The organism is Rhizobium sp. P1_E1, from assembly GCF_056406015.1.
Genome location: NZ_JBFUAY010000231.1, coordinates 1 through 6,538, shown reverse-complemented (window position 1 = coordinate 6,538; position 6,538 = coordinate 1). Strand labels below are relative to the sequence as shown.

Genomic DNA, 6,538 nt, shown 5'->3' with positions numbered 1-6,538 from the left:
CGACCACCGCATCGGGATCCTCGGGAGTCTCCTTGAAGATCACCAGCAGATTGGTCATGCCCGGGATGTTTTCCGCAAGGTCCGTCCAACCTTTCACAGTCTGGGACAGAGCCCAGATCCGCCGCTGCGCGATAAGGTCGAAGTCGCCTGGCGCTTCGRGCAGGAAGGATCTGGCGCCGATCGAGGAAACCCGCGCCAGGTTTTTGGTGGCCGGAACGATCTCGCGTTGCGATGCATGTCTGTTCGTCGTGACGATCATGACTGGAGCTCGATTTCGAACAGAGGATCACCGAAGCCGACCGGTGCGCCAGGTTCTGCGAGCAGCCTGGTCAAAACACCGGAACGGCTGGCGCGAAGGGGAAGCAGGATGTGCCCTACCCCGACAAAGCCGACGATATCCGCTTCGGATACGGAGCGCGGCAGATTTTGCGGCGCGGCGGAGGCGGGATGCTCGACATGGAAGCGGCCGGCCATCGGCGCCTTCACAACGACCGATGCGGAGCCGGGAGCCAAACCGGGAGCATGGGGCGTCGCTTCGGGCGGGCTGATCCGGGCACCGTCTTTTCCAGCGACGACGATGCGAAGCTGTCCGGCCGGCCGGGAGATTTCAAGACCGTCCACGCCGGCGGCCATCAGCGCCTCGGTGAGCAATGCGATGGTCGCCGGATCGCTGAAATCGATCGCGCTCATGCCGCCCTCCGCAGCTTCAGCCATTGTTCGAGATAGTGAATGTCCGTCTCGCCGCGCGCGAATGCGCCGTCCTCGAACAGGGCGCGCAGGAAGGGGATATTGGTGGAAATCCCTTCGACCTCAGTGCCGGCAAGCGCCTCGCGCATTCTTGCCATTGCTTCTGCCCGCGTCGGCGCATGCACGATCAGCTTGGCGATCAGCGAATCGTAATAGGGCGAGACCTTGTAGCCGGCATGAATATGCGTATCGACGCGAATGCCCGGCCCGACGGGCAAAGCCAGATGGGTGACGACACCCGCCGATGGCAGGAAGGTTTCCGGATCCTCGGCGTTGATACGGCATTCGAAGGAATGGCCTTCGCATGTTACATCGCCTTGGTTGAGATTCAGAACGTGACCCTGAGCTGCCCTTATCTGCGCCTGGACGATATCGACGCCGCTCGTCATTTCGGTGACGGGATGCTCGACCTGAAGTCGCGTGTTCATCTCGATGAAATAGAAAGCGCCGTCCTCATAAAGGAATTCGAAGGTTCCGACGCCCCGGTAGCCGATCTGGAGGCAGGCCTGCACGCAAGCCAGGCCGACCGATTGGATGATGTCGGGCGCGATTCCCGGCGCCGGCGCCTCCTCCACCACTTTCTGATGGCGGCGCTGCATCGAGCAATCCCGGTGTCCCAGCCACACGGCATTGCCGTGATCGTCGCAAACAACCTGGATCTCGATGTGACGCGGATGCTGGAGGAATTTCTCCATGTAGAGCGAGGGTGAGCCGAAGGCCTTGCGGGCCTCTTCTCGTGTCAGAGCGATTGCTTCATGCAACACATCAGCCTTTGGCACGACGCGCATGCCGCGTCCGCCGCCACCGCCGGCCGCCTTGATGATGACAGGATATCCGATTTCCAGCGCTATGCGCTCGATCGTGGCGGGATCATCGGGCAGCGCGGTGTCCGGACCGGGAACGCAGGGCACGCCGGCCGTCATCATCGCTCGCTTTGCCGAGATCTTGTCGCCCATGGTCGCAATCGAGGAGGTGGTCGGACCGATGAAGATCAGCCCCGCCTTTTCAACAGCGTCTGCGAAGGCAGCGTTCTCCGACAGAAAACCGTAACCGGGATGGATGGCGCCGGCACCAGCGAGACGCGCCGCCAGAAGGATGGCATCCTGATTGAGATAGCTCTTGGCGGCACTCGACGGACCGATGCACAAAAAACTGTCTGCGGTCTTGCCGTAAGGCGCTTCCCTGTCGGCCTCGGAGCAGATGGCGATCGTCTTCAGGCCGAGCTCGCGGCAGGCGCGCTGGATCCGGACTGCGATCTCGCCACGATTGGCGATCAGAACGGTATCGAAGCGGCCGGCCGCGGATTGTTCAGGCGTTTCCGGCATCAGGCAATCTCCGCCAGCAGATCGCCGGTCTCGACCTCGCCGTCGTCGATTTCGGTGAGGTGCGTAATGCGCCCCGACCGCGGCGCGGCGATTGTGTTGAAGACCTTCATTGCCTCGATGATGAAAAGGGTCTGCCCCTCCTCCACCTGGTCACCGATTGCGACGAATGGCGGCTCCCCTGGCGCCGGGGTCCGGTGCAGAACGCCGAAGACGGGCGCCTTCACCGCATAGGAGGTTTTCTCGACGTTCGAAGACGCATGGGAGACGGCATCATGGGCAAAGTTCGTCGTCGATCCTGCCTTTTGCGTGGGCTCGGCAGCAGCCTCCTGACCCTGCGACGTACGGAAAATCCGAACCGTCACGTCCTTTTCGGTCACGGTCAGCTCGGTAATGTTCGATCGTCCGACAAAGTCGATCAGCGTCTTGATCTTCGAGAGGTCCATATGCGTGCTCGGAATTTCAGAATTCCACCGCGCGGACCTGAAGTTTCAGATCGCCCGGCGTTGTGATTTTCGTAGCACGACGCGCCGACTGATGGGGTCAGACGAAGTTTTGATGGAGCGCAATACGCGCCCTATGGAGACATGTCGCTGGAGGTTCTTGATGGCAGCCGGGCCGGCGAGACGACATAGAACCCATCGAAGAGCAAAGCGGTTTGGGAGCGGCGCCTCCCTCTGAATGTATCACACCTCATAGCGCCTGCTTCTCTCGCAAGTCTGCCTGTCCGTCGCATCCATTGGACGGCGCGACCTACAAACAGACTGCGAAGCAGTGCCTGGCCAAGTCGTAGACCATCGGCTCGAATTGAGCGTGATCTCTCAAGAGTCAGACGATCAAAAATCCTTGTATGGCACTCTTCTGGCCATTCAGTTTTATCACAACCCACAAGGGTGGGTCGGGCGGCTCTTTGGTGGTATCGGTGGGCTTGGCGCCAAGCGCCGGCAGGGCGACGACTGGCCATACCTTGTCCGTACTCGTAGCAGAATCATCGCGAAGTACTTTGACGTCAACTCTGTCGCTGCCGTCTTTGTTAGTAGATACATATACTTCCATTCCCTCACGAAAGCCGTGGCCTATGAGTGTAAACGGCGTTCGTGTTCGTAACGGAGCTTGCACAGGCTTGGGGTCCAAACGCACAATTTCGAGAGTAGTTTTCGCGGACATGTTAGCCTCCCGGGTCCATCCCTATCCGTAAAATCAATCACCGTCACCCGATCTGCGAGGGACGAATCCGCCTGATCTCGACATCACGCCGCCGGAGCGGGACAAGGCACCGCCCGATCTGGACAATCCGCCGCTCGCCATTCCCCGAGGATCAGCCGAGGCCTCGGCCGAGAGCAAGATTTGCTCAAGGGTTCCCGTTTGGGCATCAAGCCTCATCGAGAGATCGCCCTTGTCATAGATCCAGACCTTCATATCCCTGGCGAGAGCTCCGATTTGGGAGCCGAGGCCTGTTCGTGCACTCGAACCTGGGGACCGAGACAATCTGTCGTATTCAATATCGCCATCGACGTTCCTCGGAGGTGGATCGTCGGGATTCGAGCCGCTGCCGTGGACAATGAAGATAGCCGGCCGGCTTAATTCAACGAAAGTTCCCTCGAAGGAGAAAGCGTAAATTCGCGCAAGAGTCGCGCCGTCCGCGCTGAGCTGACCCCTCAGAAAACTATTCGCTCCCGATGGATTTCCGATCAGAGGCTGATAAACGTCGCCTCTCAGAAGAAGATCACTAAGTTCACGCCCGAACAAATATACCGCTGATACGCCGAGTAAGGTTTCATTGTCTGCCACGTCTGCCTCCATCTACCTGGTTATTGACCTATGCCAATTTCGACAGCAGAAATTTCTCGCGATAGCTCATCTTCGGAAGCTCCAGATGGTCTATCGGCAGCAAGATTCGCGCAGAGTGGACATGGCTGCGATGCTCGCCACCCTTCACATGCGCGCCGGCATGCAACTCGCCGATGGCACGTTGCCTAAAATTCCTGCTGATGATCCGTGCGAATTGGCCGCCACTTTCATCCCGATCAATCGCAAGCATCGTCCTCGCAACGTCGCCGTAGTCCAGAAAGTCGGGAGCGAGAGCCCACAAGGTTTCCGCCAGATACGTCCCGACGACGTCTCGTGCATCGAGCAATGCTTCGACAAAACCATCCGAGTTGCGGGCGAAAGCGCGGTCGAAAGCATGCTGCACGGGTGCCTCGGCAGCAGGATCGAACTCGGCAATATCTGCGAGATTTTCAACGGCAGGCGAGATCAAGCCGCGCGCCACTAGGCTCTCATGAAAGAGGTCGACGAGGATGTCGAATATTGCACCGGTGAGCGGTTGCGAGAGCTCATGCTCGTCCTTCCACCCACGAGCGAAGTCGGCCATCGTCCTTTTGTTATTTGCCGAACGAATCTGGCGATGCGGCGAAAATTCCGAAAAGCGCGCAAGGCGATTTGCACGGTAGAGGTTACCGCGCGTCTCCGCGAGAACATTGTCGATCACGGACGGAAAATGCATGGCCGCGATCAGCGACACGCAGTCGGAGAAGGCCTCCTGGAAGCCAAGATATTCCGGATACTCGGTTCCCGGGCGCGGCACGCCCAGTACGCTGAAGATGATCGCGTGCCCCACCTCATGAGCGATGACGTCAAAATCCAGGCTGAAGGGAAGGACGCGCCCGTTGTTTTCGAACTGGCTCCCAATTTCGAGGAAACCATAGCCGTATTGGGCGTTGTCCCATCGCGGCAGGATCGAGATTTCCAGACGGTCATAATGATCGCGAAAATGCCAGGTGAGCGGCTGGCCGAGATAGCGCTCCCACACATCCAGTGTGAATCGCACGCAACCAAAAACATGCGCGGCTTCGAAGCCAGCCATCGAAGATCGGAGATAGTCGAAATTGCCGTACTCGTCGGGGGTGGCCGGCTGAAGGATTTTCCCGATCCAGGGCGGCAGATACATGTACGGTGTTCCGAGCGGCCCGCGGTTCACACCGTAAGGACTGGTCTTGCCGACCGGCTCCAGAACGAACATGCGATCGTCGGCCGGACCAGCCGTCAGGCTGCCCAGCGGAGACGACACTTCGACAATCTCGGGACTGGACCGAGCATCTTCAAATGGAGGCTGTACAAAAAGTCTGAACCGGGTGCTCATCCGCTTCCCCTCAAAAGACTTTTCTGGTGCAAGTTTAAGTTGACCTTCGGCGCTCGCGAGAATTTTAGCAAGTAATGAAATAGTATTAGCGCCAGCCTGCCAAATGTACGAGGCGTTATTCAGACAGTTCAACCAATCTCGAATAGCGCGGGTGACTGCGAATGGAATCGAGGTCGGAATCGTTCTTGAACCACAGCCGCATCTCGGCGCCGACMTGAGGCATCCAGGCTTCCAGCACCTCGATCGCTCGGTCAATCTCGCCAAGCAGCGCATAAGTGCAGGCGGCGTTGTACTGAATGTTTATGTCGTTGGGATCAGTCGCCAGTGAGCGGGCCAGCCACTCCAGTGCCCGATCGCGGACACCGAGAAAGGCGAGCACGGTTGCTCCAAGACAGGCAACATTGGCATTCTCCGGATGTAGCCGCAATTCTTCCTCCGCCTTTTTCAACGCGATCCAAGCATAACTATTGGCCTTGTCTGTTTGCCCGAGTGAACGAAAGACGTGCACAAGCATGGTCGGCGCACCATAATCGGCAGGCTTGATTTCCATTGCACGCTGAAAGTAGGTGGCCGCCAGCTCGAACTGACCGTCGGTGACGCAAAATTCGGCATAATACCGGTTCGCCTCGTGGCAATCGCCGTCGAGCGATAAAGCCTGCTCGAATGCGGAAACGGCCTCAGCGCGATTGCCGGCCACCGCCAACGCAAACCCCTTGGCCGCGTGTGCCTCCGCCAGATTGGGATCGATAGCGAGCGCCCTCGCGGTGTTCGCAAGAATGTCCTCCACCGGGATCTGTACACCGAACTGGGACCGCAGACGCGCATCGCAAACCGCGACGCCCGCATAAGCGCGGGCATAGTCCGGATCCAATTCGATAGCTCTCGCGAAGCTCTGTCTGGCCATGAGATGGTTTGAGCGCGAGGCAATGTGATAGTATTCGCGGCCCCTGAGGAAGTGCGTATAAGCTTCAACGCTCGCTGTCGGCGCCAGCTCGATTGCCTTCTTTTCCTCCGGGAGTAGCTTGACCTTCAGTTGCTCGACGATCGCCTTCGTGATCTCGTCCTGCACTTCGAAGATGTCGGTGAGGTCGCGGTCGTAACGCGCCGCCCACACGTGGCCATCGCTGGCTGCGTCGATCAATTCAGCATTGATCCTCACATGGTTGCCGGCCTTGCGGACGCTGCCCTCTACGACATAGGCAACCCCGAGTTCCCCGGCGATGCGCTGCAGGTTCTCGCTCCGGCCGCCGGCCTTGCGGACGCTGCCCTCTACGACATAGGCAACCCCGAGTTCCCCGGCGATGCGCTGCAGGTTCTCGCTCCGGCC

7 protein-coding genes and 1 pseudogene are annotated in these 6,538 nt (G+C 59.1%); all 8 read right to left on the bottom strand.

Annotation, left to right across the window (positions count from 1 at the left end; translation table 11 throughout):
* Window positions 1–259, bottom strand: a 259-nt coding sequence (locus tag AC1D1Z_RS32415) for a carboxyltransferase domain-containing protein (protein ID WP_477852939.1), incomplete at its 3' end; no start/stop codon positions are given.
* A complete protein-coding gene (locus AC1D1Z_RS32410) occupies window positions 256–690 on the bottom strand; it encodes an acetyl-CoA carboxylase biotin carboxyl carrier protein (RefSeq protein ID WP_131647221.1) in 435 nt (144 codons plus the stop codon). The genes AC1D1Z_RS32415 and AC1D1Z_RS32410, both read right to left, overlap by 4 nt.
* Window positions 687–2,072 (bottom strand): acetyl-CoA carboxylase biotin carboxylase subunit, encoded by a 1,386-nt coding sequence (accC, locus tag AC1D1Z_RS32405; RefSeq protein WP_131647220.1) that lies wholly within the window; start codon window positions 2,070–2,072, stop codon window positions 687–689. Before accC ends, AC1D1Z_RS32410 begins: the two co-directional genes overlap by 4 nt.
* The gene (locus AC1D1Z_RS32400; protein WP_131647219.1) at window positions 2,072–2,515 is read right to left on the bottom strand and encodes an acetyl-CoA carboxylase biotin carboxyl carrier protein; all 444 of its coding nucleotides are present in this window, start codon (window positions 2,513–2,515) and stop codon (window positions 2,072–2,074) included. The genes accC and AC1D1Z_RS32400 overlap by 1 nt, the downstream gene beginning before the upstream one ends.
* 382 nt (window positions 2,516–2,897) lie before the next feature.
* A complete protein-coding gene (locus AC1D1Z_RS32395; protein ID WP_131647218.1) occupies window positions 2,898–3,236 on the bottom strand; it encodes a hypothetical protein in 339 nt (112 codons plus the stop codon).
* 33 nt (window positions 3,237–3,269) lie between these two features.
* Window positions 3,270–3,872 (bottom strand): hypothetical protein, encoded by a 603-nt coding sequence (locus AC1D1Z_RS32390; RefSeq protein WP_131647217.1) that lies wholly within the window; start codon window positions 3,870–3,872, stop codon window positions 3,270–3,272.
* A 16-nt stretch (window positions 3,873–3,888) separates the two neighbouring features.
* The gene (locus AC1D1Z_RS32385; protein ID WP_477852935.1) at window positions 3,889–5,211 is read right to left on the bottom strand and encodes a gluzincin family metallopeptidase; all 1,323 of its coding nucleotides are present in this window, start codon (window positions 5,209–5,211) and stop codon (window positions 3,889–3,891) included.
* A gap of 115 nt (window positions 5,212–5,326) precedes the next feature.
* Window positions 5,327–6,457: pseudogene (locus AC1D1Z_RS32380) on the bottom strand (TPR end-of-group domain-containing protein); the annotation flags it as partial.
* Window positions 6,458–6,538 lie beyond the last annotated feature (81 nt).

What these genes read in the sequence shown, in the direction of transcription:
- AC1D1Z_RS32410 (WP_131647221.1), bottom strand. Translation starts at nt 690, where the DNA reads ATGAGCGCGATCGATTTCAGCGATCCGGCGACCATCGCATTGCTCACC.
- accC (WP_131647220.1), bottom strand. Translation starts at nt 2,072, where the DNA reads ATGCCGGAAACGCCTGAACAATCCGCGGCCGGCCGCTTCGATACCGTT.
- AC1D1Z_RS32400 (WP_131647219.1), bottom strand. Translation starts at nt 2,515, where the DNA reads ATGGACCTCTCGAAGATCAAGACGCTGATCGACTTTGTCGGACGATCG.
- AC1D1Z_RS32395 (WP_131647218.1), bottom strand. Translation starts at nt 3,236, where the DNA reads ATGTCCGCGAAAACTACTCTCGAAATTGTGCGTTTGGACCCCAAGCCT.
- AC1D1Z_RS32390 (WP_131647217.1), bottom strand. Translation starts at nt 3,872, where the DNA reads ATGGAGGCAGACGTGGCAGACAATGAAACCTTACTCGGCGTATCAGCG.
- AC1D1Z_RS32385 (WP_477852935.1), bottom strand. Translation starts at nt 5,211, where the DNA reads ATGAGCACCCGGTTCAGACTTTTTGTACAGCCTCCATTTGAAGATGCT.